The 22,214-nt window shown below is 59.3% G+C and carries 24 protein-coding genes; 14 read left to right on the plus strand and 10 right to left on the minus strand.

Annotated elements, in window-relative coordinates:
* Positions 1 to 5: 5 nt before the first annotated feature.
* Genes DFLDMN_RS23930 through DFLDMN_RS23945 form a run of 4 tightly spaced genes read right to left on the minus strand, consistent with a single transcriptional unit; the run spans position 6 to position 3,713 of the window.
* Complete coding sequence (locus DFLDMN_RS23930; RefSeq protein WP_222205864.1) at positions 6 to 974, minus strand: Bug family tripartite tricarboxylate transporter substrate binding protein; 969 nt, start codon at positions 972 to 974, stop codon at positions 6 to 8.
* Positions 975 to 1,005: 31 nt separating this feature from the next.
* On the minus strand, positions 1,006 to 2,205 hold the full coding sequence (locus DFLDMN_RS23935) for an NAD(P)/FAD-dependent oxidoreductase (protein ID WP_082818913.1): 1,200 nt from the start codon (positions 2,203 to 2,205) through the stop codon (positions 1,006 to 1,008).
* Positions 2,202 to 2,399: a ferredoxin gene (locus DFLDMN_RS23940; protein WP_062802147.1), complete on the minus strand. Its 198-nt coding sequence runs from the start codon at positions 2,397 to 2,399 to the stop codon at positions 2,202 to 2,204. Before DFLDMN_RS23940 ends, DFLDMN_RS23935 begins: the two co-directional genes overlap by 4 nt.
* Positions 2,400 to 2,423: 24 nt before the next feature.
* Positions 2,424 to 3,713: a cytochrome P450 gene (locus DFLDMN_RS23945; protein WP_222205867.1), complete on the minus strand. Its 1,290-nt coding sequence runs from the start codon at positions 3,711 to 3,713 to the stop codon at positions 2,424 to 2,426.
* A gap of 1,022 nt (positions 3,714 to 4,735) precedes the next feature.
* Here DFLDMN_RS23945 and DFLDMN_RS23950 point away from each other — a divergent pair.
* The 3 genes from DFLDMN_RS23950 (at position 4,736) to DFLDMN_RS23960 (ending at position 8,396) form a co-directional block, all read left to right on the plus strand.
* A complete protein-coding gene (locus DFLDMN_RS23950) occupies positions 4,736 to 6,112 on the plus strand; it encodes an MFS transporter (RefSeq protein WP_063778466.1) in 1,377 nt (458 codons plus the stop codon).
* 10 nt (positions 6,113 to 6,122) lie between these two features.
* Positions 6,123 to 7,730 carry a GMC family oxidoreductase gene (locus DFLDMN_RS23955; protein ID WP_043358193.1) on the plus strand — a complete coding sequence of 536 codons (1,608 nt, stop codon included), beginning with the start codon at positions 6,123 to 6,125 and terminating at the stop codon, positions 7,728 to 7,730.
* 327 nt (positions 7,731 to 8,057) lie between these two features.
* Positions 8,058 to 8,396 (plus strand): DUF4286 family protein, encoded by a 339-nt coding sequence (locus DFLDMN_RS23960; RefSeq protein ID WP_052495067.1) that lies wholly within the window; start codon positions 8,058 to 8,060, stop codon positions 8,394 to 8,396.
* Positions 8,397 to 8,626: 230 nt separating this feature from the next.
* On the opposite strand, the gene DFLDMN_RS23965 is transcribed toward DFLDMN_RS23960, so the two are convergent.
* Positions 8,627 to 9,625: an AraC family transcriptional regulator gene (locus DFLDMN_RS23965; RefSeq protein WP_043355323.1), complete on the minus strand. Its 999-nt coding sequence runs from the start codon at positions 9,623 to 9,625 to the stop codon at positions 8,627 to 8,629.
* 16 nt (positions 9,626 to 9,641) lie between these two features.
* On the opposite strand from DFLDMN_RS23965, the gene DFLDMN_RS23970 reads away from it, so the two are divergent.
* The 3 genes from DFLDMN_RS23970 (at position 9,642) to DFLDMN_RS23980 (ending at position 11,921) form a co-directional block, all read left to right on the plus strand.
* Entirely contained in the window at positions 9,642 to 10,706 is a 1,065-nt protein-coding gene (locus DFLDMN_RS23970; RefSeq protein WP_306418434.1) for a sterol desaturase family protein, read from the plus strand.
* 10 nt (positions 10,707 to 10,716) lie between these two features.
* Positions 10,717 to 11,124: a DUF4345 domain-containing protein gene (locus DFLDMN_RS23975; RefSeq protein WP_043355321.1), complete on the plus strand. Its 408-nt coding sequence runs from the start codon at positions 10,717 to 10,719 to the stop codon at positions 11,122 to 11,124.
* Between the two features lie 461 nt (positions 11,125 to 11,585).
* The gene (locus tag DFLDMN_RS23980) at positions 11,586 to 11,921 is read left to right on the plus strand and encodes a helix-turn-helix domain-containing protein (RefSeq protein ID WP_043355318.1); all 336 of its coding nucleotides are present in this window, start codon (positions 11,586 to 11,588) and stop codon (positions 11,919 to 11,921) included.
* Between the two features lie 88 nt (positions 11,922 to 12,009).
* Here DFLDMN_RS23980 and DFLDMN_RS23985 read toward each other — a convergent pair whose 3' ends face one another.
* Complete coding sequence (locus DFLDMN_RS23985; RefSeq protein WP_043355303.1) at positions 12,010 to 13,236, minus strand: tyrosine-type recombinase/integrase; 1,227 nt, start codon at positions 13,234 to 13,236, stop codon at positions 12,010 to 12,012.
* A gap of 526 nt (positions 13,237 to 13,762) precedes the next feature.
* Between DFLDMN_RS23985 and DFLDMN_RS23990 the strand changes: the two genes are divergently transcribed.
* Positions 13,763 to 14,794: a DNA-binding protein gene (locus DFLDMN_RS23990; RefSeq protein WP_043358190.1), complete on the plus strand. Its 1,032-nt coding sequence runs from the start codon at positions 13,763 to 13,765 to the stop codon at positions 14,792 to 14,794.
* Between the two features lie 120 nt (positions 14,795 to 14,914).
* Positions 14,915 to 15,055, plus strand: coding sequence for an H-NS family nucleoid-associated regulatory protein (locus tag DFLDMN_RS23995; RefSeq protein WP_370459387.1), 141 nt, complete (start codon positions 14,915 to 14,917; stop codon positions 15,053 to 15,055).
* A gap of 25 nt (positions 15,056 to 15,080) precedes the next feature.
* On the opposite strand, the gene DFLDMN_RS24000 is transcribed toward DFLDMN_RS23995, so the two are convergent.
* Positions 15,081 to 15,344 carry a helix-turn-helix domain-containing protein gene (locus DFLDMN_RS24000; protein WP_043355301.1) on the minus strand — a complete coding sequence of 88 codons (264 nt, stop codon included), beginning with the start codon at positions 15,342 to 15,344 and terminating at the stop codon, positions 15,081 to 15,083.
* Between the two features lie 330 nt (positions 15,345 to 15,674).
* Here DFLDMN_RS24000 and DFLDMN_RS24005 point away from each other — a divergent pair, with 330 nt between their 5' ends.
* The 4 genes from DFLDMN_RS24005 to DFLDMN_RS24020 are packed head-to-tail and all read left to right on the plus strand — an operon-like array spanning position 15,675 to position 17,978.
* Positions 15,675 to 16,205 (plus strand): HAD domain-containing protein, encoded by a 531-nt coding sequence (locus tag DFLDMN_RS24005; protein WP_043355300.1) that lies wholly within the window; start codon positions 15,675 to 15,677, stop codon positions 16,203 to 16,205.
* Between the two features lie 5 nt (positions 16,206 to 16,210).
* On the plus strand, positions 16,211 to 16,534 hold the full coding sequence (locus tag DFLDMN_RS24010) for a hypothetical protein (protein WP_066735635.1): 324 nt from the start codon (positions 16,211 to 16,213) through the stop codon (positions 16,532 to 16,534).
* Between the two features lie 29 nt (positions 16,535 to 16,563).
* On the plus strand, positions 16,564 to 17,199 hold the full coding sequence (locus DFLDMN_RS24015; protein ID WP_043355296.1) for a hypothetical protein: 636 nt from the start codon (positions 16,564 to 16,566) through the stop codon (positions 17,197 to 17,199).
* 47 nt (positions 17,200 to 17,246) lie between these two features.
* On the plus strand, positions 17,247 to 17,978 hold the full coding sequence (locus DFLDMN_RS24020) for a hypothetical protein (RefSeq protein WP_066735637.1): 732 nt from the start codon (positions 17,247 to 17,249) through the stop codon (positions 17,976 to 17,978).
* 258 nt (positions 17,979 to 18,236) lie between these two features.
* Here DFLDMN_RS24020 and DFLDMN_RS24025 read toward each other — a convergent pair whose 3' ends face one another.
* The 3 genes from DFLDMN_RS24025 to DFLDMN_RS24035 all read right to left on the minus strand — a co-directional run bounded on the left by DFLDMN_RS24025 (position 18,237) and on the right by DFLDMN_RS24035 (position 20,122).
* Positions 18,237 to 18,875, minus strand: a complete 639-nt coding sequence (locus tag DFLDMN_RS24025; RefSeq protein ID WP_043355292.1) for an NAD(P)-dependent oxidoreductase — start codon at positions 18,873 to 18,875, stop codon at positions 18,237 to 18,239.
* Positions 18,876 to 18,973: 98 nt separating this feature from the next.
* Positions 18,974 to 19,705 carry an SDR family NAD(P)-dependent oxidoreductase gene (locus DFLDMN_RS24030; RefSeq protein ID WP_043355291.1) on the minus strand — a complete coding sequence of 244 codons (732 nt, stop codon included), beginning with the start codon at positions 19,703 to 19,705 and terminating at the stop codon, positions 18,974 to 18,976.
* 12 nt (positions 19,706 to 19,717) lie between these two features.
* Positions 19,718 to 20,122, minus strand: a complete 405-nt coding sequence (locus DFLDMN_RS24035) for a DoxX family protein (RefSeq protein ID WP_043355290.1) — start codon at positions 20,120 to 20,122, stop codon at positions 19,718 to 19,720.
* Between the two features lie 93 nt (positions 20,123 to 20,215).
* Between DFLDMN_RS24035 and DFLDMN_RS24040 the strand changes: the two genes are divergently transcribed.
* Positions 20,216 to 20,596 carry a winged helix-turn-helix transcriptional regulator gene (locus DFLDMN_RS24040; protein ID WP_043355288.1) on the plus strand — a complete coding sequence of 127 codons (381 nt, stop codon included), beginning with the start codon at positions 20,216 to 20,218 and terminating at the stop codon, positions 20,594 to 20,596.
* A 298-nt stretch (positions 20,597 to 20,894) separates the two neighbouring features.
* Positions 20,895 to 22,163 (plus strand): IS256 family transposase, encoded by a 1,269-nt coding sequence (locus DFLDMN_RS24045; RefSeq protein WP_025647994.1) that lies wholly within the window; start codon positions 20,895 to 20,897, stop codon positions 22,161 to 22,163.
* The last annotated feature ends 51 nt before the right edge of the window (positions 22,164 to 22,214 follow it).

Raw genomic sequence — 22,214 nt, forward strand, 5'->3', positions numbered from 1 at the left:
TCGATCTATTCGAGCTTAAAATCACCGACCTTAATTACTGCATCAATGCTCTTCTTGCGCTGCTTAAGGTAGCCCTCGAAATCCTCCGGGGACTGCGTAATGACTTCCATTCCAGTGCCTTGCATCCGCGTGCGAAGCTCGCCGTTCTTCAAAATCGTAGCGACATCGCTCTGCATTTTTTTGATTGCGTTCTGGGGCATCTTGGCAGGCGCATACAGGGCGATGGTTCCCGTAAGCTGGACGTCAATCCCCGCTTCCTTGAATGTAGGGACGTTTGGCAGCATAGGCGAGCGTTCTGGCGTCGACACGGCAAAGGCCTTCACTTTTCCAGCCTTAACGAGTTGCGCGATCGGTGCCATATCGATCATGAGCATATCGATCTCGCCTGAAACGATAGCGGGGACACTTTGCCCAGCACTCTTGTAGCCGACTGGGGTCATCTTTATTCCGGTCTTTTGCGCGAATTCCTCCATACCGACACGCATGCCCAAGTTGGCCCATCCGTACGTGAACTTCCCGTTGGCCGCACGAGCTGCCTTAATGAGGTCAGCGAGGTTGTTGTATGGCGCGGAAGCCGGGGTCACCACAACGAGTGGGGTTGCGGCCAGCCCGCTCACAAGAGTGAGTTCCTTGGTGGGATCGACAGCAACAGTGGGGCGCAAGTATGCGTCGATGATCAACGTTGTCGGGGGCATGACCAGAAAGGTCGAACCGTCCGGTTCAGCTCGCGCGACAGCCTTGCTGGCGATCGCCCCGTTTGCGCCGGGCCGATTTTCGACGATTACAGGCCGATTCCAGATTTTCGCCAGCTCTTCGCCAACTGCGCGTGCAACTACGTCGGTGCCACCGCCCGGTCCGTAGCCAACAAAGAGCCGGACCGGCAACCGGTCAGGTTGCTGGCCGTACAGGATGGAGGGCAGGGCCAGGGAGCAGAGTAGGACTGCTCTGCGGATAGCCGAAGCGGGTTTTGTCATGTTGTCTCCTCATTTATTATCAAATACAGTCTCAACCTGCTACCGCAGCTGGAGCGTGGTTCTTCGTCCACTCCTCCTTCAACGGCTTGATGTACTCACGCGCTTTTCTACTGGCGTTCCAACTAAGAACGCCCATCAAAACGTCTCCCTTGTAGTAGCGAAAGATGCAGGAGTCGTCTTTCAGTGGATCCCCTTCGACAACTTCAACGGTGTATTGCGGGCCGATGCGTCCGTAGCTTTGGATTTGGACCTGGTACTGATCCGACCAGAAAAACGGAAGCGGAGCGTATTCAACGCGAGAGCCGAGCATGTTCTTTGCCGCGGCCATCGCCTGTTCGCTTGCATTCGTCCGGTGTTCAATGCGCATGTGCTCGCCGTAGCCTTTGTGAAACCACTCTGCAGCATCGCCGGCGGCATACACGTTCGGGGCTGCTTCACAGTATTCATTGCAGACTACGCCGCTGCGGATGTTTAATCCGCTGCACCACTGCACGCTGGGAACTGCGCCGATAGCCACAACAATTACGTCGCAAGTGATCACAGCCCCAGTGTCCAAGCGGACTTCGGTAATGGTGCGGTCACGCCATTTCACCTCCCTGAGTTCGCAGTCGTTGTGGAAAACCACGCCGTTGGCTTCATGGATTTTTTCGATCCGCTTCCCAACGATATCCCCGACTCTCGCCCCGAGAGGAACTTTCGACTTGTCGATGACGGTCACCTCACAGCCGCTGGTCTTTGCAATCGCCGCTAACTCTGTGCCGATGAAGCCCGCGCCGACTACTAGCACTCGCTTTCCGGCAGTCAGATGCTCCCGAATCGCCAGCGCGTCGTTTAAGTTGCGCAGGCTGTAGCAGTTCGCCGCCTGGTTGAGGTTGGGAATCACTCGAGCGTCCGCGCCCGTGGCGATCAGCAAGCGATCATATTGAAGTGTAGAGCCGTTGCTGAGTTGCAGCGAACTGGCGTTCGTATCGAGGGCGGTGGCCGATGTCCCGTCCAGGTAGTGCAGGTTCAGCGCCTTCATGCCGTCCTCGGACACAAAGTTGAGCGCCTCTACCGGACATTCTCCTGCCATCAGCCTCTTTGAAAGAGGAGGGCGGTCATAAGGCATGCCGCCTTCCTTTCCGATCAGCGTGAGCCGCCCTCCCCAGCCCTGTGCGCGCAGCGCTCGTGCTGCCGTGATGCCGGCGGCCGACGCGCCGACAACGACGATGTGCTCGGGGGAGTTCATCATTGATCCTCGTGAATCTCGATGGCGAGCGCTGGGCAGATGCCAGCAGCCAAGCGTGCTGATTCGAATTGGTCAGCCGACGGCTCTGCGTTCAAGAGAATGACGATGCCATCCTCCTTTTGGTCGAACAGATCCGGCGCGTTGACGACACATTGACCAGAACCGCAGCACTTTTCGGGGTAGATCGTGATTTTCATGATGCGTATCATTTAAGTGGTGGATTACCAGCGAACAGGGAGTTCCTTGACGCCATACATGAGTGAATCGCCCTTGAAATCAAGGTTTTCCACGGGAACAGCAAGCTCGAGGTTCGGAAACCGCTCCAGCAAGGCGGTGAACATGATCTGCATTTCGAGCCGTGCGAGGGGTTGACCGATGCACTGATGCGGGCCGTATCCGAACGAGACCTGCGTCCTTGAATCTCGGCGAAGGTCGAACACATTCGGATCTTCAAATTTCGAGCTGTCGCGATTGGCCGAGACACTCAGTACTACAACGGGGTCGCCCGCCTGGATCATTTGTCCGTTCACGACAATGTCCTCGGTGGCGACACGACGCTTTCCTGAATGTGTGACATCCAGATAGCGCAGAATTTCTTCCACCGCGTTTGGAACGAGGCTTGTGTCTTGTCGAAGCTCATTCCAGATATCCGGTCGTTGCAGGAGGAAAAGCACTCCCATTGCGGTCGTATTCGCCGTGGTCTCGTGGCCGGCGATCAGCAAGAGCCTTGCAAGGGAAACAACGTCCGTTTCGGTGATATCGCCCTTTCGTACGTGATTGACGATGAGGCGGCTGAGGATATCTTCCCCGGGGTTCTCCGATCTCTTCGCCACCAGGTCCTTCAGGTACACCTCGCACAACTCATGATTTGCAGCGATGGCCTCCTCAAGCGTCGCACTACTCGACGTCAGGACCATCGCCAGTTCCTGAAAGAAGTCATGGTCTTCGTACGGAACGCCAAGCAATTCTGAGATCGCCAATGCCGGCGTGGCCAACGTAAAGGCGCTAACCAGGTCGGAGGGTTGAGGCTTTGTTGCGAAGTTGTCCAGCAGCTTGTCTACGATCGCCTGAATCCGTGGGCGTAGGGCCTCGATTTTGCGGATCGAGAATTCACCTGTCAGCATGCGCCGATGCTCTGCATGCTTGGGAGCATCCATGGTGATGAAGGTCCTGTTACTACCCCGGGCAACTTTCATTGCAGCACTGACAGTGGGATAGCCGGGATTCGTAATGTCAGAACTAAAGCGAGGGTCAGACAGGACCGAGCGGACGTCGTCATAGCGCGTAATCAGCCAGGCGATCTTTCCGTCCCAGAGCCTAGCTTGCCCCAAGCCGCTTCCTTGCTGCATCTGGAAGTACACCGGCGGCGGCGACAAAGGATCGACCCGTTCGGGCGGAAAGTCGGGGATGCCGCTGTCCCCGCCAGCGTGCATTGGACACGCGGACTGGGCAGGTGAGGCCGCGTGAAACGGGCAGCCAGTCGACTGCGTGGGGGTTAACGGGGCGGTCATGAATATCTCTCCGAGGGGAAGTTATGGCTATATAATAGGTAGGCTACCTACTATCTGCAAAAGGGGGTTTACCCTAATCGGTGCGGAGGTTTGACCTCGCGTCACAAATCTCGAGCGGGACCAGGGGTGGGAGAGAAGGGCGTGGCTAGACTGGGAGAGCCCAGTTGGCCTGAAGGCGGGCGACCGCCGCTTTCAGTGGTCAAGATATTCCGCCGGTGACCAACGGGGTACGCGCGAGGACTGTTTGCCTTCTGGTTGTTATAGCTAGCAGGGTAGATATGCGGGCTGGCTGACGACAGACGTCGGTACCGAGTGAGGCGCGGCCGGAGGCCCGCTTGGCCCGCTGGAGGCCACCTTTGACGCCGGGACCTTCCGTAAGGTCGGGATCGCAGGGCTTCGGTTCTTACCTATGCATAGGCGTGAAAAAACACCCGCATGGACGTGGGGTTAGAAGTGCGCGATCGCCACCACTCGCTGACCAAGGGGGCAGCCTCACGACGCGTTGTTAAAGAGGCGCGGGGGGACAGTGAAGCCGGTGCAAGAAGGCAAGCGAGAAAGCCGAAGCGACCTCGCTTTGGCAGCCTACAAATCAAATAAATAGGCTCCAGCTCTCCCCTAACTCGGCACTGAGGTACTCGAACATCGACATGAATCGAAAGCGCTCCCATTGATTGAACGCCTCGCGTACCGCTGCCATCAGTGACATAGCTACCTCCGGGGTGATCGACTTTAGTTAGGGGGGCCACCGCAAGAAAAAAGCAGGTCTTTCAACACTCGTTCGCATCGGCGCATAGCCCATTCCACGATGCAATCGATTACATAGAGCGTAGGTCGCCACGATGGTCTGTCAAGATAAAGCGTAAAAGTGTCATTTGCGGCTCAAAATCAGCCACCTGACTTCGTTGATGGGAGGGTAAACGCCTATTTGATTGTAATAGGTAGGCTACCTAATATTTACCACAAATAAGAGTAAGCGCGCTTCGGTTTTTCAAACATTGCTTATAGAAGGGGAGACAAAATCAATGCAACATCATCCCCGAAGAGGTTCGACCCCCACCCCCCAGCGGGTCCGGGATGTTCTCAAGCCGATCTCCGGTGCCGCCGTGGGAAACATGCTGGAGTGGTTTGACTACTCGTTGTATGGCTATCTTTCCGCCACCCTGGCGAAGGTGTTCTTCCCAAGCAGCGACCCGATCGTTAGCCTGATAGCGGCTTTCGCGGCATTCTCCGTCGCATTCGTTACCCGACCACTCGGCGCTCTGTTTTTTGGATCGCTGGGAGACCGGCTTGGACGGCGCGATACGCTCGCGATTGTCGTTGGTTTGATCAGCGTTTCGACGGGGTTGGTCGGTGTCCTACCGGGATACGAGGCGATTGGCATCGCCGCTCCTTTGCTGCTGGTAGCCCTACGCATGATTCAGGGATTTTCCGCGGGAGGCGAAGCAGGTGGAGCACTCGCATTCCTTGCCGAGTACGCCCCGACACGCCGGCGTGGCGTTGTGATCGGGTTCTTCGGTATGTCGGCTGGAATTGGTGCGTTGAGCGGATCCGGTCTTGTTCTGGCGATCACCAGCATTTTTGGTCAGACGGCAGTTGAGGCATGGGCCTGGCGATTGCCCTTCCTGATCGCTGGTCCGATTGGGTTGGGTGCGTTCTGGCTGCGGCTGCGCATCGAGGAAACACCGGCATTCCGGTTGCACTTGGAACGCGAGGGCGCGGCACAAGCACCATTGCGCGAAGCCCTTCGTGACGACTGGCGAAGCATTGTCAAATGTCTTGGCGTAGCGATCTCACACGGCATCCCTTACTACTTGATCCTGGCGTATCTCCCGTCTTATCTCGTGTCAACTGGACGGTTGAGTAGCGGGCAAGCTCTAGCGGCGTCCGGCCTGGCCTTTCTGGGTTCAGTGATTGTGATCCCATTCGCTGCAGCGCTATCCGACCGCGTGGGTCGACGACCCGTCGCCTTTACGGCGGCATTGGCATACCTCGTCGTTGCGCTTCCTTTGTTCCGGATCGTCGTGGGCTCGACACCAGAGGTGGTAATTGCCACGATGGCTAGCGTCGGGGTATTGATGGGGATGTATGGCAGCGCGCCGTTCTGCATGATGACGGAGTTGTTTCCGACACGCACACGCTACAGCGCCATGTCGGTAGGCTACAACGTGGCCATGGTGCTATTTGGCGGCACCGCTCCTTTAATCAGCGCTTCTCTGACGAAGCTGACCGGAAACCCTTCATCACCCGCCTATTTCATGATGGGGGGCGCAGTGTTGTCTATTTTTGCCATCTTGGCGTCTCCTGAAACGTCACGAGTACCGATTGATGAGCTCGGACAGTCGGACGAGCACATTCGCCGCGTGCGCATGGCGCTCAAGGCATCGGCTCGCGTTGAGTGATCTCCTGATTATGAAAACCGCTACATACGACTACATTGTTATCGGCGCCGGCTCGGCAGGGTGTGTTCTCGCTTCTCGGCTGAGTGAAGATCCCAGCGTCAAGGTACTGCTGATAGAGGCGGGCGCTCCCGCGTCATCCATCTTTGTTCAGATGCCGGCAGGGATCCGGGTTCTCTATAAGAGCCAAAAATTCAACTGGCGCTATTGGACGGAGCCCCAGACACAACTGGACAATCGGAATATTTATATACCCCGGGGCAAGGTGGTGGGCGGTTCATCCTCGATCAATTCCATGATTGCTATCCGGGGGAACCGATCCGATTACGACAACTGGGCATCTCAGGGCCTGTCGGGCTGGGACTATGAATCCCTTCGTCCGTACTTTCGAAAGATTGAGGATGCATCACTGGTAACGAAGGCGAGGAATGACGATCGCGGGTACGCGGGTCCGATTCGCCTGTCATACGGCACGCAGCAAAACGCCATATCGACTGCGTTCATAGAGAGCGCAGTATCGGCCGGTATGCCGGAGAACAACGGATTCAATGGGGCGTCGCAGGTAGGCGCAGGATTCTACGAGCTTACGATTGCCGAGGGAAAGCGATCCGGTGCTTATCGTTACCTGGATCGAGCAGGTAACCGATCCAATCTGACATTGATGGCGAACTGTAAAGTCCGCAGGATTCTCCTTGCCGGAAAGCGAGCGCAAGGCGTAGTGATTGAGGATGGATGGGAGGAGGTGGAGCTTCGCGCGGACCGCGAAGTGATTCTGACAGCAGGGGCCATTGCCTCACCGCAACTCCTGATGCTTTCGGGGATCGGACCGGCCAAACATCTGCAGTCGATTGGTATCGCTCCCGTGGTCGATCTGCAAGGCGTCGGTGAGAACCTTCAGGACCATCTTGATTGCGCGATTCGCTTAGAAGCGTCGCAGCCCAATACGCTCACGCCCTATATCGGCCTGGTAAGAGGCGGAATGGCAGGAGCTCGCTATCTTCTTTCAGGAGGCGGGCCGGCTTCCTCTCAAGGCGTTGAGGCAGGAGCATTTTACAACTCCGACAGAAATCCGGATCTGCCTGAGTGGCAGGCCCATCTGATCATTGCGCTGCGCAATCCACCGCCTAACGAAAAAGTTCCCCACGGATTTGCAGTCCGCGTATGCCAGCTGCGTCCAAAAAGTAGAGGCGTGCTGCGACTGCGTTCTTCAGATCCGTCCGATTCTCCCCGAATCGACCCTCGCTTCCTCTCAGACGAGTCTGACCTGGAGAGTTTGGTGCGCGGCGTGGAACGCACGTGCGAGATTGTCGACCAGCCGGCGCTCCGGAAGTACATCAAACGAAGGCTCGACATCGATGCTTTCTCCACCGGTGCAGCCCGTAAGGCATGGATACGCTCGCATGCGGAAACCATCTATCACCCGGTTGGCACGTGTCGCATGGGAGTCGACGACAACGCTGTTGTTGACGAGGAGTTGAAAGTGCGCGGGGTTGAGAACTTGAGAGTAATTGATGGATCTGTGATGCCAACGATCATCAGTGGGAACACGAACCTTCCCATTATGGCCATGGCAGAGAAGGCCGCAGACTTGATACGAAATTCACGCACATCCGCTCGTTGAAGTTTTCGGAGAACTCTGTTCACTGGCGTTTCGAGCTTGCTCCGTCGCCTTCTTCCCGGTTGTCCCCTTACACGGGGACGAAAGGTTGCAGCATAGATTTCCCAGCATCGAATGGGAACGTCTACGGGCTTGCGTCGTTTGATGGAAGCGTTGGGCCACACCCTTTCTCTCAAGCGCCGAAACCGCCGGAATGCCAAAGCGCGGGTTCCAGCAAAGAGGACCACGTGAACAAGGGACTCGCCAGTCAACACATACCCATCACGGGCGCGTCACAGGGCATCGGCCGCTGGACATTCCCTGTACTTCAATAACCTTAAGGAGATAAGAATGGTCAAGTTCACCTATCTGGTACTCACGAACGCGGTTCCGGGGCGTGAAGAAGAGTTCAATCGCTGGTATACCGAGCAGCACCTTCCAGACGTGTTGCGCGTACCGGGCGTGGTGAGCGCACAGCGCTTCAGTCGCACGGAGCAGCAGCGAAAAGCGGGGCCTCATCCGTGGCAGTACCTGGCACTCTATAACTGCGAGGCCGCTGACCCGCAGGTCGTCACAGATGGGATCCAGGCTCGCGTCAACACAGCGGAGATGCAAATGAGTGACACGGTGGGCGATGTCAAATATGGTTGCTATTTCGAGCCAATCACCGAGGTGATTCGCAGTAAGTAGACGGCATGGAAGTACCTGCTTTCCCGTCGTCTCAAAGATGAGTCGGGTAGAAGCTCAACAGCTTCTCCGCCACGTGAGGCGACGGGCCAGGGCGGGTCGCTTACTCCGCCGTAGCGGCGATGGAAGGCCATGCAACCCGGTGCGAGAGCTTGGGACTTGGGCCGAGGAGGCCAGCCTAAAACCTTCAGCGCTGCAATCACATGGGCGACTGCGCTGTTGCCCGTAGCGGATCACGCATCCATTTCGCGGCGCCAGGCTTGCGGGCTCTGCGATGTCCATCTCCGGAATGCGCGAGTAAATGCACTGTGCTCCGAGTACCCAAGTATCCAGGCCACCTCAGCGAGCGAAAGCCGTGGATCTTTTAGGTAATTCTCTGCAATCCGGCGTCTCGTGTCGTCACGTAGCTCGCGAAATTTCAGACCCAGTTTGTCGAGTCGCCGCTGCAACGTGCGGGGGGTCATGTGCATGGAGGAAGCCACTGTTTCAAGGCTCACTTCGCCTTGACGCGCGAGCCCGGCTACCGCTTGCCTGATGGCATGTTCCATGTCATCCATCTTCGGCATGGCACCCAGCAGAGCCTGTACCTGAAGCTCCATGATTCGCAGTAGCGCTTCATCAGGTTGACGCAGAGGCGCCTGCAAAAGGTCGACGGGGAAGCGCAGACTCGTCTCCGGTTGGTCGAACTTCACCGGGCAGCCGAAGTATGCAAGATAAGGGGTGGTGTCTTGAGGTGTTGCGTTAACAAAGCACACCTCCTCCAGCCTCACATCACCATCTGTCATGGCTCGCGTGAAACGGGTCATCGCAGCCAAGGCCGTTTCGTCAACGAGCGGCCCCGTTGGTTCCGTCGAACGGGGCCACGTCATCACGACGGACTTACCTTCGGTTCTTAGCTCCGCCGGCGTAACGTTTGCAACCACACGGTCGTACTGTTGCCAGCGTTGCAAGACAGCCCCGACGTCAGGGCAAGCCCCAAGTGCGTATCCAAGCACGCCGAGATGCGCAGGCGCAATGCGCTGGCCAACGTGCAATCCGAGGAGCGGATCATTGCAAACCTCGGCGGCACGCTCAAGCAAACGCCGCCAGTGATCGAGCGCGTAGAGTCGCACTTCCTGGCAATTAGGGCTGGATTCCCCCAGCACATGCACGGCATCCAGCCCTTGGTCCTGCAAGTAGTCGAAAAGCAGGTTCACGTAGGTGCTGGCGTAGTAAGCGGTGGGCGCGGACATGGGATGACAATGAACAATGTCGCGAAGTGTCAAGAAAGTGTCGAGGACTGTCAATGCGGAGGGTCACCAGTTTGATCAAACTGTCGGCAAGCCAAGCGAACAGGAGTCTAAATTGCCGTCCGATATGATGAACTGGCTGCATTCCATATTTGGGAAGTCCGTGGATTGGAAGCAGGCGTTCATGCTCAGCATGGTTCCTCTCTTCATCATTGCATTCAGTCTCGAGACCCTGATCAATCGAAGGCGTAGAGCCGAATCGACACTGAACTGGAAAGAGGTGTGGGCGAACATCGCATTGGGCACCACTTACCAGATCATGGAGCCCCTGGGAGTGGCTCTTGTGACAGGATCCATCTATGCGTGGGTATATTCAAAACGTTTGTTTGATATCCCGGTGGACGGTTGGACCATTCTCCCAATCATTCTGTCGGTCGAGTTCTGCTACTACTGGTTTCATCGCGCCAGCCATCGAATCCGCTGGTTTTGGGCGGCGCACGTCGTTCATCATACCGGCGAGAACATGAACTTCACTACGGCGGCACGACAATCGATGCTCAATGTGGTCGCTGGGAGTTTCATCTTTTTCCTTCCTCCCGTGCTCCTCGGTGTGCCGCCGGCCGCAGTCGCACTCATCCTGGCCGTGAATCTGTCCTATCAGTATTTCATTCATACCGAACTGATCCGCCGCCTTCCTGGCTGGATTGAGTACATCTTCAATACACCGTCCCATCACCGTGCCCATCATGGCCGAAACGACCAATATATCGACAAGAACTACGGTGGCATGTTGATCATTTTCGATCGCATGTTTGGCACTTTCGAAGAAGAACGGGAGACGGTGCAATACGGCATCACCCAACAGATTAAGTCCTACAATATCCTGGTGCTGAATCTCCACGAGTTTGTCGACATGTGGCGTGACGTGATGTCACCGGGGCCCGTGTGGCAGCGACTGCAACACCTGTGGCGGCCGCCGGAATGGGTGCGCCGTGGTCATGAACCCATCCACACATGGACGGTGGACAGGAACGAGCCGACCGGCAGTGAGTCGACACCCACTCCGTCAACGTCCGCTACCTGAGAGCCAACTCATGCATCGCCTCTCTCAAATATACCTGGCCGTTTCGGCACTGGCTTTCCTGCTAATTGGCTTGCATACGTTTCACGACCCCGCTACGGCAATGGCGGGCCTCGATATGCAACCCCATTCGGTGAATGCCTTCAATGAGATCCGTGCCAACTACGGTGGCATGCATCTCGGTATCAGTCTGTTGCTGGCCCTGGGTCTACTCTCGAAGGCGTGGCGAAAGCCCTCGATGTGGATCAACGTCGTGTTCACCAGCGGCCTGGTGCTCGGGCGGCTGGTCAGCATTTCCGCTGACGGGTGGCCAAATGATCTCGTTCGAATGTTGCTTGGAATCGAAGCAGCAGCGGCATTCACCGGCCTAGCGCTGTTGTGCTTCCTCAACAAACATGATGCGCGCTCTTCCATGAGATGAGCGCTCACTTTGAGCGCCCGCGACGCGTGGACATGAGGTCATCGTTCACCCAGTCCTATCAAGTTAAACTCGCACCGATCAACCTCCACCTGTCCTGATACCGGTCTTGCGGACAACGCGCGAGATATCCGCGTTGACGGGCTTCACCGCTTTCTAAGCATCCTTTCATCGCGACGGGTCCGACGCAGCGAAGAGAACGCTAGCTCTCCCGAGAGCAGTCAAGGTGTTGGGGCCTGGCCCCAGTAGAGACTACGGAGGTTGCGTCCAGGACCGTAGTGTTCGGTCTCTTCTGGGGTCTTTCGATGCCGTGTCTGCAATTGCCACCCTCTGCGAAGTGCTTATTAGCAGGCGCAGATCTTTGCCGGCATCCGGCCGCCATTGTGAGAGTATAATTTCACGATAGTGAAACAACACAGAAAACCGCTCTCCACGCTGGTGTTCCTTTTGCAAGAACGACCTCCATGCCACGACCACTACCTGATCCGAAGCCACCGTCGCGTGCGACGATTCGCACCATTCACCAACTGGGCGACCGCATTCGAGCAACGCGGGCAGGGAAAAGGATGCCCATTGACCAGGCGGCAAGACATTGCGGGGTCTCGGTCGGCATGCTGTCCAAGCTCGAGAACGGCAAGGGCGTCAATCTCGAGCACGCCCTGCGTGCGTTGGACGGACTGGGTTTGGCGATGCTGGTCGTTCCCAGGGCGCATGCGCCTTGGCTTGAACAGGCAGCGGCCCATACGGCCAAGATCGGCGAGGACGCGGCCAGGCGACAGCACGCCTGGCTGGAAGAGTAGTAGAGGCCTGCGATCAGGCTGGGCATCAATCTCTGATGCGATCCCAGATCGGTGCGGAAATGCACTTCGCTTGGTGTGCTGACGCGCCTTATGCTTTCCTGATCCATCCGATGCGGTGCCGCTCCTGCGTGGCCTCGTGCCGCGCATCCTCTTCGCTGTGCAGATAGCCGCTCGTCGTCGACAGCGAGCTGTGCCCAAAGTTGTCGCGCACATAACGCAGGTCGACCTGCTGGTCGGTCATATGCGAGCCGGCGGTGTGGCGCAGCCAGTGGGCCGAGGCGCTGGCCAGCACCGCGGCCTGCGCCCCCCACTCGGGCCCGCGCGCCCGCAGGCGCTCCGCGGCCATGCCAAACACCTCTTTCAGGATCAGGTGCAGCGCGCCGCGTGACAGGGGTTTCTCGCCACCCTCTCTGCCAATCACCGGCAGCACCAGTGGCCGCGTCTCCCCGAACTGCGGGGTAGGCGGCAGGTCGTGGGCGCGACGGTAGCGCGCGAGTTCGGCAATCAGTTCGTCGGTCGCCGGCACCAGCCGGGTCTTGTTGCCTTTGCCGGTCACCTCGAGCCACCAGCGCTCGATGCCCTGGCCATCGCGCCGGCAGAAGAACGCGCCCATGGGGGTCGCCGTCAGCTCGGAGGCGCGCAGGCCGCCCAGATAGAGCACGGTCAGCACCCACCGGCAGCGCGCGGCGTGCCGGCGTTCCCGCGCGGTCTCGGTCGGCATGGCCGCGACGGTGTCTTTGACCGTTTCCCACAGGTCGTGGCTCAGATAGCGGGTGATGCGCGCTCGGGTGGGGGCGCGCCGGCGGCGGGCGAGGGCAAGCGGGTTGCCGGCCAGGTAGCCCGCCTCGGTCAGCCAGGCGAACAGCGCGTTCAGGATCACCATCGCGTGGCGCACGCTGGACGGCGACAGCGGCCCGGCAAACGGGCGCCAGTCGGGGTGGCCGCGTGCAAGCTTCTTGCTGCCGGCCAGCACCCAGCGCGCGGCGGGTTGCGGATCGGCGAGGAAGCGCTCGTAGGCGAGCAGGTCTTCGTGCGTCAGCGAGGACAAGGGCTTGCCCACCTGGAGCACGGTCCACAGGATCAGCCGCTCCACCTCGCGGCGATAAGTGGTGAGCGTCGCGGTGCTGTCGGCATAGCGCGCGAGCCAGGCGGTGACGGCGGCCAGGTCGTCGGCCGCGGCGATCCGCGTGGCGCTGGCGGGCGCGCGGTTGCTGCCGGCCGCGCCGGACAGCGCCGGGGTCAGGCGCAGGCGCTCCAGCGGGGTGGGAAGCGGGGCGGCCAGGCCATCCAAAGGTTTAATCGGGAGCAGTTCCATGGTGTATCGGCCTAAGCGTCGGTTTGCACAAATTTGTTCCCGCTGGTCGCACGCCAGCAAGCCGATTGCAGGGCGATGGTAACAATATTGCGTCGAGAAACGCTGCAAGAAATTGTTCCCCCAGCCGACACTTGAAGCAATTTTGTACCTTCCCCCAACGCATCGGTCCGTCGTCAGCCTTCACCCCGCCGACGGCGCGGGGCGATCCGATGGACGGGATTCAGCTGCGCAAAGCGATGACGTTCGCCGTCAGGCGTGCCACGCAAGCTAGCCGAGTCACGCCGCGCCTGCCGCCGGTGCGTGCGCTCCAGCGCGCCAGCCAGGCATGCCCATGGGGGTCGGGAACAAAATTCTGCAAAAAGAGGGCACAAATTTATGCATACCGACAGGGGCAGCGTGGGGAGGCGATTCGAGCCAATATTATAGACATAAGCGTACTTATGTCTAAACTTTTACACGAATCTTGTTATCCACTACGTATTACGTAGTAATATTTAACTCTGAATGTCCAAAAAGGTGCTCGACCATGACGCCAGACGCTGTAGATCCCCTTCGCCTCGAAGCCGAGGTCGAGCAGTTGCGGCACCTTCACGCCGACACGCGCACGCTCTACCGCGAGGTGTGCGGGCTGCTGTTCTTTCGCTACGGCATCACGCCCACCACCAACAAGCTCTATCAACTGGTGCGCAAGGGCAGCATGGGCACGCCGGCCCAGGCGCTGCAGCAGTTCTGGCAAGACCTGCGCGCCCGTTCGCGGGTCACGATTGACCATCCCGATCTCCCCGACAGCCTGAAGCAGGTGGCTGCCGACGCCGTCCAGACCATCTGGCGCGCCGCCGGCGAAGCCGTCTTGGCCGAACTCGCCGCGACGCGCCAAGACATAGAGGCGCAGGAGCAAGTCGTCGCGGCCGAGCGGGATGCCGCGCAGATGGCTTTCGCCGACGCTCAAGCCGCGCTCACCGCGCTCGAGCGCGAGCGCGAGGCGTTGCGGGCTGAATGCCGCCAGTTGCAGGAGCAGGTGGCGCAGGCGCGCGGCGCCGAAGCAGCCGCATCGACGCACCGGGAGGCCTTGCAGAGCGAACTGCTGGCGGCGCGCGAGCAGGCGGGCGCCGCGCGCAGTGATTTCCTGGCGGAGCTGGAGCGCATGCGCGAGCAACTCGAAGCGATGGAGGCGCGCGGGGACGCTGCCGTGCGGCGTGCCCAACTGGAATTGGACCAGGAACGCACGGCGCGGCGCCAGAGTGACCGGGGACTCGATGCGGCGCGGGTGGAGGTGGATCGCTTGCGCGACATGCAGCGGCAGGAAGCGGTGGCCGCGGCCGAAGCGCTGGGTAGTTGGCAAGCCCAGGCGCAGGCGGCGCAGGTACGTTGCGCGGCGCTGCAGGACGCGCAGGAGAGCGGACAGCAACAACTGGGTGCCGCCCAGGAGGCCTTGGCAGAAATGACCCGGCGGGCCGAGCGTGCCGAGACTGAACGGGACCTGTCGCGCGAGTTGCTGGGCAATTGGCGCGACGGCGCCAAGGTGCGATCCGGGGCACGGCGCAAGGCCGCCGCCTAACCGCTTCGAGCCACCGCCCATGCACGCGCCCCATGAGATTGCCCGCGCCGACGCCATTCGCTGGGTGCGTATCAAGATGGCGCAATCGGGCCTGACACTGGCCGATTTATTGGCGGCCGGCTGTTTCGCGCCCACAGCGGCACGGCCACGCTACCGCAAAATGCCGAGGGGCAAACCTGGGATGGGCGAGGGGAGCGTCCCGACTGGTTTCAGCGGGCCATCAACGCCGGACAGCAGCCGGAATTCTTTCAGATCGACTGAGGAATCTGCGCCAAACGCCCCTGGCTCAATGACGCGGGGCGCGCTTGCGCGGGGGCGTCACGTCTGGCACGCGAAACAGTTCCGCGACCGGGACTTCCAGGGCGAGCGCCAGCCGTTCAATGACGTCGATCGACAAATTGCGGGCCGCCCTTTCGACGTGTGCCAGAAACGAACGGTCCATGTCCGCTTGCCAGGCCAGATCTTCCTGCGTCCATGCATAGGCCGCGCGCAGTCGCCGAATATTCAGGGCGAGCAATTCACGAGCGGAGGGCTGATGGACACGGGACATGCGTCCATATTGCGGACCGTTCCCTTATCTGTCAGTGGTCGTTGAGTCACAATATTTTCCTGCTATATAAGCTCGCCGTTTCCATGAAAGACAAGGCTTTCCGAACATATTCTTGCGTCAAGGTCTTCTCATTCTGTAGTCGTTGAGACACAATGCCGCCTTTGCAGCGGCCCTTAACCAAGGGCTTCGCGCGGCGTCACACTGCTGCGCACACCGATCGCCGCCCCGCGCGCATAGCACCGAGAGGGCCTGCCGCCGAACGGCGGATCTGGGGCGGCAGGCACGAGCGGCTACGCATTGCCCTGCGTCAGCGCAACGACACGATGCACGATGATTTTGTTTCTGGACTACGACGGTGTTCTGCACCCCGATGCGGCCTATCTGGTCAATGGCCGGCCTCAATTGCGTGCGGCAGGCTCGCTGTTCATGTGGGCGCCGATTCTCGTGGAAGCTCTCGCCCCCTATCCCCAGGTCCAGATTGTTCTCTCCACGTCGTGGGTGCGCGTGCTCAAGAGCTTCAGCCGAACCCAAGCCTATCTGCCCGCTGCGTTGCAGGCGCGCGTGATCGGCGCTACTTGGCATTCGGCCATGGCGCGACACCATGAGGGTGCGCACCGCATCGACGCGAGCTGGTTCAGCGAACTCACGCGGTATGCCCAGATCGCGCGATACGTTGCGCGATCTGGGCTGCGGGCCGAACATTGGCTGGCCATCGACGACGACAGCGAGGGCTGGCCCGTCGCGCTGCGCGACCACTTGGTCGAGACGGATGGGGCGCTGGGGCTTGCGAGCGCGTCGACACGGTGCGACCTGACCCAGCGACTGCAGGGGATGGCCGCAAGCACGCTCAGCGGGAAGTGAACACCATGCTACGCGTGACCGTGGAACTCATTCCAGACGGACAGGAAGACTGCCGCCGAACACTTGGGCAGCTTGAGATCGAGAACATCGCGGGCGATTCGCTGGTGACCGGTGCCTACCGAATCGTCATGGACGAGTTCGATGCGCGGGGCCCGGGGCCGCGCACAACGTTCCGGACCATCGCATCGCTAGACAATGTGGAACGGGACCTCGTTCGCCCAATGCAATTGGTCGGCATGGCGCTTAGCGTCGTGGCACCGGTTAAGCGCACGATGCATCGTTCGGAGGACGTGCCGCAGGGCACCGTGCTATCGCGCGAGTCGATCTAAGACGGTTTCGAGTTGCTGGGAGGGGTACCATGGCTGAAAAATTTGTATTCCGAGACCTGGCGTTTCGCGCGGGTGCACACCTATGGTCCAACCCCAAACTGCGCGGCACCCCGGCGGAAATCCCTATCATCCTCGCGCGTCCGACCCTGTTTGATGTGGTCCAACTCGCCCAACGCTACCCGCTGGAAACGTTGTACCGGGCGAATCGCCGGCTCCGGGCGACCCGGGAGATTTCCGAGCGCCAGTTTCTTCGCACGCAGGAGATTCTGCGCAACATCCAACGCGCAAAGAATGATGGTGCGCTCAGTTGCGAAGATTGCGTGACGGCGGTGACCGTAGGTTACGAAGATCCTCCGAGGGAGGAACGAACGTCGACACCAGCGCAACGACACTGCGCATTGGCGAATTGGTTGCCGGGCGGACTGCAAACCATCAAATCTGAACCCGAAGAATACATCCGCCTTGACGACGTGCCGTCGGAGTTCACGGTGCCTCTCCGTCGATGGCTACGGTGGCAACTCGATTGCGCGCCGGGCCAGTCGTCGGGGTGGCTGATCGATACGCCTGACGGCCAGGGTCTCTCACACGGCGGATGGTGCGCTTTCCTGTCCTGGCTAACCGACGCCTTGCTTTGTCGATTAGATCAAATCGAAGTTGGTATGTGACGAGCATCGCTCCGCCGCCGCTTCGACAACTTTCATGTAGCCGTCCGATGCAAAACTCTCTCGTTGTTCTTTCCCTTCCGGGCGCGTGGGTCTCCCGTGCCGAATTTCTATCCGCGCTAAGTTCTCAAGCGCCAAAGTATCGTCTTGTTGACGGCATGCTCACGGATTTGCACACGGGGGAGAGCGTCCTCATCGAGTTTCGGAAAGGACGTCGTAGGAATACCGTGCTGGATTTTTGGTGTTTTGGTCTGCACTGGCACGACACCAGCGAGATGCGTGCAGTGAGGCAGCACGCGTCGTGCGTCATTATCAAGGGCGCGGGGGGCAGTTTGCATCGGATGATGCATCTGATGGCTGCGGCAAGCGCTGTGGTTCAAGCTGGGGCGCTGGGTGTGCTCGTCGAGCACGTCGGCATTGCCCATACGCCGCAAAAATGGCTGGACTTCGCGAGCGAGGGCGTCGATGGGATTCTTCGGGCGTTTGTCGTGACGGTCGATGGGGCCGGCAGCGGTGCCTATAGTTGCGGTATGCATAATTTTGGGATGAAGGAAGTCAGTGCCCCGGCCGAAATCCCAAACTGTGCGAATGTTGTCGGAATCATTACCCGGCATTTGTTGGTGAAGGGCGCGAGCATTGCCCGCGGACAAACTATCGCCATCGGCGGGAAGGCAGACCGGTATCAATTTTGGGATGTGCGATCTGCGGTGGCTCCCGATGGGGCCGTATTCGACCACCAAATTGGCACGTGGAAGCTGCTGCGTGCCGAGGCCATCCATTAGAGTTCGAGGCAGCGCTGTGGACTGACGAGAACGGCCGTAGGAGGCGCCCTTCACCGACGTCAAATGCCGCCGTCCCGTACGACACTCTTGGTCGCTCATCATTCATGCGCCGAGAGTCCAGTTCGTGACTGAAAGGCGGTGCAACTCCCAACAGTCCCGGAAATCGATGTGTTTTACCGCTTTGTAAGCAGGACGGAAAATCAGCGTTCATGAACACTGGGCCGGGCAGTTAAGCGCTTAGCGGTCTCCTCCCCGAAGTCATTGTCGGGTGCTGATTCCGGGAGCCCGGCGAACGAAATCGTGGTTCGCAATTTGATCAAACATGAATTTGGCCAAGTCTTCACGGGCGACCGTCAGCGAATGCTTGGCGTGACCATACAAGCCGACGTTGAGTTGCTCCGCGGCGTGGCGATTCTTCAATACAGCCGCTCGAACCATTGTCCAATCAAGCGACGAGATACGGATCGCTCTTGCAAGTCCGATCATATCTTCGTAAGCACTTGGCATCGCGAACTTGATGATTGCGGCAGGCAGCCAGATCTTGAGGTCGAAATCATCGCCAGGATCAGCGGCTGTCCCGGTCGAGACCGCGATGAACCGCTTCACCTGCTCGCGTTCCATCGCTGAGATGATTGCCCGGGTCGCCGTAGTGATTGGCATACCTTTCGGGTGTGGCTGCCTGGCAGGGCCCAGCGCCGAAAGCACCGCATCTGATCCACGGATTGCGTCTCGCAACAAGTCAATATCGGTAAACTCGCCTCGGACAATCTGCACATTGGCGTTCTCAAACTTACTGCTGGAACGTGCAAAGACGGTGAGTTCGAAGCCGCGCTGCAGGCCCTCGTTTACAAGGGATGGCCCGGTTTTCCCGGTCGCTCCGAAAAGGGTAACTTTCATCTCTCTCTCAATTGCCGCTTCACAGCCTCAGGTGCTAGTGGCCCGATCAAATTTGATAGCATTGCATACGTGTTCGAACCACGGACAGTTGCTCCGAGCTATCGAGCGCTGTCGATGATCGAGCCGCCGTCGGGGGTAAGGCTGTATCCGGTCAAAAACTGGGCATCCTTACTCGCCAAGAACAGGACGACAGGCGCAATATCGTCTTCCGGCGAACCATAGCGGCCGAGCGGGTTGGTCGGCGGAGGGACGTTGGTTTCCGGACCCCATGTCTCGGCCACCGGCAGTACATTATTCACCGTGATCTTGTCGGGGCCCCACTCACGGGCAGCGGTGCGGGTGAGAGCGCGCACTGCCTCTTTGGCCATGTTGTACGGACCATATCCCACCAAGCCCAGGACACCAGCCATTGAGCCGAAGTTGATGACACGTCCTTCACCGCTCGCCTTGAGGTAGGGGTACGCCGCCTGCATCGTCCGCAGATACGCAATCGGTCCCATCTCGAAATTGCGCTGCAACTGTTCCGTCGACAGATCGGTAATGGAAGAGAACGGCGCGGATGAGTCGAAGGCATTGTTGACGAGGATGTCGATCCCGCCATAGGTAGCGACGACTTTATCCACCGCTGCCTTAATCTCGCCGGCATTGGCGATGTCGCAAAGCGCGCCGATTGCCGTTCCGCCATCAGCGCGAATGTCGGCAACGACCGCATCCACATTGGCCAGGGTGCGCGAAAGAACGGCCACTTTGGCGCCTTCTGCGGCAAACAGTTTTGCGATGCCGCGGCTGGCACCAGTGATGATCGCGACTTTTCCGTTGAGTCGAGCCATGGTTGATCTCCGTTAGTTGAGGGATGTTTGGCGCTCCGCAAATGGAGCGTAGGGGGACGGGGTCTCGCGAGCGATGTTCTGTGTTGCGAACGACGAAACGAGCAGCACAACGCCGACTACCGCAGGCAGCGCACCTCTCAGTTCACGGACGCCAAGGTGAGCCAAACCAGACAGCAGCAGGTGATAAAACATGCCGGCGTAGGCCAGGTCGCTTAGCGGCGCGCTGACGCGCGCCAAAATGGCGGCCACGCCCAGGAGCTTTACCGCAGTGAGAAACGGTACGAGATAGCCGGGATAGCCAAGGTCTGTAAGTGCCTGGACAACCCAAGCCCGTTTGGCTAAATACATCGTCGCGGAAGCGAGATAGAGCAAGGAGAGCAGCGCCGTGCTGATCCAGTACACGTAACTTTGAGTCATGAGGTTTCCTAAAGCTGGGGGATTGCATCGACACGCAACAGAATGTCGTCTAAGCTAAAAGTCAGCAAGTAGGATGAAAAACTGGTGGTTAGTATGGAAAAGAAGACTAATGGCGGCGATGAGATCAACATGCACGAGGAAATGCGCCGGGCATTTGCGCTACTGTCGGGAAAGTGGAAGCTGGAAATCATGTGGCTGCTCAACCAGCGGATCTATCGCTTTGGGGAACTGCGCAAGGCCATACCGGGGATCACTCAGCACATGTTGACGGCACAGCTTCGTGAATTGGAGGCGGATGGCCTAATATCGCGCACGGTGTTTGCTGAGGTGCCGCCGCGCGTCGAGTACGAGATCACGGCAAAGGCGCGCGGCTTGGGGGCCACGATGGAGGCGCTGACAGCGTGGTGGAATGAGTATGGGAGAAGTGTGCCGGCGAAGCCGACGTCGCGCGGGCGCAGGGCAAAGGGGAGTTAGCGCATCCGGCATGAGACTGCGTTTGCCCCGGCACCGGTTCGCATCACGCTCGCCAAGCGCAGGGGTGAGCATCGTCAACCCGCTAGTGAGGGAGAGTCTTAACGTGCCAGGAATTACACAAACTCCCGTCAACGGCGACCTGGAGTTCTCGTGCTTCGCATTGCGCGCCCCCATACGCCGGCACAACATGCAGTCAGAGGGCTATACCGCTGCTTGCCGTTGACCATCCCCAGCGACGAGGGGCCTGTCAGATTTTTAGTGTGCCGAGGCCATGAGACGATAACGGAAATAACGTCCTATGACCGATGCAACCGTGACCAAGAAGAGCAAGAACCCGAAGGCGCCGAAGCTGTTCCCCGATGAGCTGATCGATCAACTGCTTGCCCAGGTGCAGAGCAAGGATGCCGAGTCGATCCTGGGCGAATCGGGCTTGGCCGGCCAGCTCAAGAAGCAACTGGCCGAGCGCATGCTCGCGGCCGAGTTGAGCCACCATCTGGAAACCGAGGCCGAGCAAGGCAAGGCGGGCAACCACCGCAACGGCACAAGCCGCAAGACGGTCCTCACGCCCAACGGCGAACTGACGCTGGATATTCCACGCGATCGGCAGGCGACGTTCGAGCCGCAGTTGGTCGGCAAGTATCAACGCCGGCTGCCGGGCTTCGACGACCACGTCATCAGCATGTATGCGCGCGGCATGAGCGTGCGCGAGATTCAGGGCCATCTGCTGGAACTGTACGGGCTGCAGGTGTCGCCCGATCTGATTTCCACGGTCACCGACGAGGTGCTGGCCGACGTCGAGCAATGGCAGCAACGCCCGCTCGAGGCCATGTATCCGATCGTGTACTTTGACGCGCTGCGGCTGAAGATCCGCGACGAAGGCACGGTCAAGAACAAGGCGGTCTATCTGGCGTTGGGCATCCGCGCCGACGGCCGCAAGGAAGTGCTGGGTTTGTGGATCGAGCAAACGGAAGGCGCCAAGTTCTGGCTGAAGGTCTTCAACGAGTTGAAGAACCGCGGCTTGCACGACATCCTGATCGCGGTGGTCGATGGTTTGCGCGGCTTCCCCGAAGCGATCGAGGCGGTCTATCCGGCCGCCCAAATCCAGACCTGCATCGTGCATCTGATCCGCAATTCGCTGAATCTGGCGAGCTGGAAGGACCGCAAGTCGCTGGCTGCCGCGATCAAGCCGATCTATCAGGCCGCCACGGCCGAGGCGGCGGCAGCGGCGCTCGACGCCTTTGCGCAGAGCGAGTGGGGGCGCAAATTCCCTACCGTCGCGGCCATGTGGCAGCGCCAATGGGAACAGGTGATCCCCTTCTTCGCCTATCCGCCCGAGGTGCGTCGAATCGTATATACGACGAACGCCATCGAGAGCATGCACATGCAGTTGCGCAAGATCGTCAAGAACCGCGGCCACTTCCCGAGCGACGAAGCCGCCAGCAAACTGCTGTTTCTGGCCTTGCGCAACATCGAAAAGGATTGGAAGATGCCGCCTATCACCTGGCGGCAAGCAGTCAATCAGTTCGCCATTCTGTTCGGCGAGCGATTCACCGCCGCCATCAGCTGAGATCTTTTAACCGACCTCAGCACACGAAATTCCTGACACGTCCGCGACGAG

It is taken from the genome of Cupriavidus sp. H19C3 (assembly GCF_049393815.1).
Lineage (GTDB): Bacteria > Pseudomonadota > Gammaproteobacteria > Burkholderiales > Burkholderiaceae > Cupriavidus.